Raw genomic sequence first — 1760 nt, 5'->3', positions numbered from 1 at the left:
CTGGCGCGCTGGCCGGAGACGCGTATCGACCCGTCGTTGGAGCGCATCCGGGCGCTGCTCGACATCCTCGGCGAGCCGCAGCGCGCGTATCCGTCGATCCATCTGACGGGCACGAACGGCAAGTCCTCCACGGCCCGCATGATCGAGGCGCTGCTGGTGGCGTGCGACCTCAGGACGGGCCGCTTCACCAGCCCGCACCTGCAGTCGATCACGGAGCGGATCGGTCTCGACGGGGCGCCGATCGACGCCGAGCGGTTCGTGGAGACGTACCGCGAGCTGAAGCCGTACGCGGAGATGGTCGACGCCCGGCAGGAGCACCCGCTGTCGTTCTTCGAGATGCTCACGGCGATGGCCTTCGCGGCGTTCGCCGAGGCGCCGGTGGACGTGGCGGTGGTCGAGGTCGGCCTCGGCGGCACCTGGGACAGCACGAACGTCATCGACGCCTCCGTCGCGGTCGTCACCCCCATCGCCGTCGACCACAGCCGGCTGCTCGGGGACACCCCGGGCGCCATCGCCGCCGACAAGGCGGGGATCGTCAAGAAGACCGCGACGTCCCCCGGCGGCGGCGCGGGCACCGTCGTGATCATGGCCCAGCAGCCCGTCGACGCCGCCCAGGTGATCCTCAAGCGGGCCGTCGAGGTGGACGCGACGGTGGCCCGCGAGGGCATGGAGTTCGGGGTGCTGAGCCGGGAGGTCGCGGTCGGCGGGCAGTTGCTGACGCTGCGCGGCCTCGGCGGCGAGTACCCGGAGGTCTTCCTGCCGCTGCACGGCGAGCACATGGCGCACAACGCGGCGGTCGCGCTCGCCGCCGTCGAGGCGTTCTTCGGCGTCGGCTCCGAGCACGCCCGCAGCCTCAACGAGGACGCGGTCCGGCGCGGGTTCGCGAACGCCACCTCGCCGGGCCGCCTGGAGGTCGTACGGACCTCGCCCACCGTCATCCTCGACGCCGCCCACAACCCGGCCGGCGCGCTGGCCACCGCCGCCGGGGTGCAGGAGGCGTTCGGCTTCAGCCGGCTCGTCGGCGTCGTCGGCGCGAGCAGGGAGAAGGACGTGCGCGGCGTGCTGGAGGCGTTCGAGCCGATCTTCACCGAGGTCGTCGTCACCCGGAACTCGACCAGCCGCGCCATGGACCCGGACGAGCTGGCGGCCGTCGCCGTCGAGGTCTTCGGCAGCGAGCGGGTCCAGGTCGAGCCGCGCCTCGACGACGCGCTGGAGGCGGCCATCACGCTCGCGGAGGAGGAGGACGAGTACGCCGGCGCGGGCGTGCTGGTCACCGGCTCCGTCATCACGGCGGGGGAGGCCCGGCTGCTGCTGGGCAGGAAGTAGCAGGGCGGCCGGGGCCGTACCGGCCCGGCGGCCGAGGCGGCTGGACGGTGCCTCGGCGGCGGCCATTACCCTGGCGGAGGAGGACGCGCGCGCCGCTGCCGGCGTGCCGGGTCCCTCGTCACCCTGGACCGGAGTAGAGAGGCGAGCGATGCGCACGCTCTGTGCGAGCACGCTGGTCGGCGAGATCCTCGTCGTCGGCCTGACGGGTCTCGTCGCGATGCGGCAGTCCGACCTGTCGAACGGCACGATCTGGGGGGTCAGCGGCGCCGTGATGGTGCTGTGCGTGCTGGTCTGCGGCATGCTCGGCCGACCCGGCGCCGTGCAGGTCGGCTGGGGACTGCAGATCGCCCTGATCGCCTCCGGCTTCGTCGTGCCGGCGATGTTCTTCCTGGGCGCGATCTTCGCCGCCCTGTGGTGGGCGTCGGTGCACTACG

2 protein-coding genes are annotated in these 1760 nt (G+C 73.1%); both read left to right on the top strand.

Annotation, left to right across the window (positions count from 1 at the left end; genetic code table 11):
* A partial coding sequence (gene folC / locus H5J30_RS31185) for a bifunctional tetrahydrofolate synthase/dihydrofolate synthase (RefSeq protein WP_181790876.1) occupies positions 1-1326 on the top strand: 1326 nt, incomplete at its 5' end.
* Positions 1327-1474: 148 nt separating this feature from the next.
* Positions 1475-1760 (top strand): DUF4233 domain-containing protein (locus H5J30_RS31180; RefSeq protein ID WP_181790874.1); only part of this gene is annotated, 286 nt, incomplete at its 3' end.

It is taken from the genome of Streptomyces phytophilus (assembly GCF_013870535.1).
GTDB lineage: Bacteria > Actinomycetota > Actinomycetes > Streptomycetales > Streptomycetaceae > Streptomyces > Streptomyces phytophilus.
Note: the sequence above shows the minus strand (reverse complement) of the source record. Positions and strands in the feature narration are given on the sequence as shown.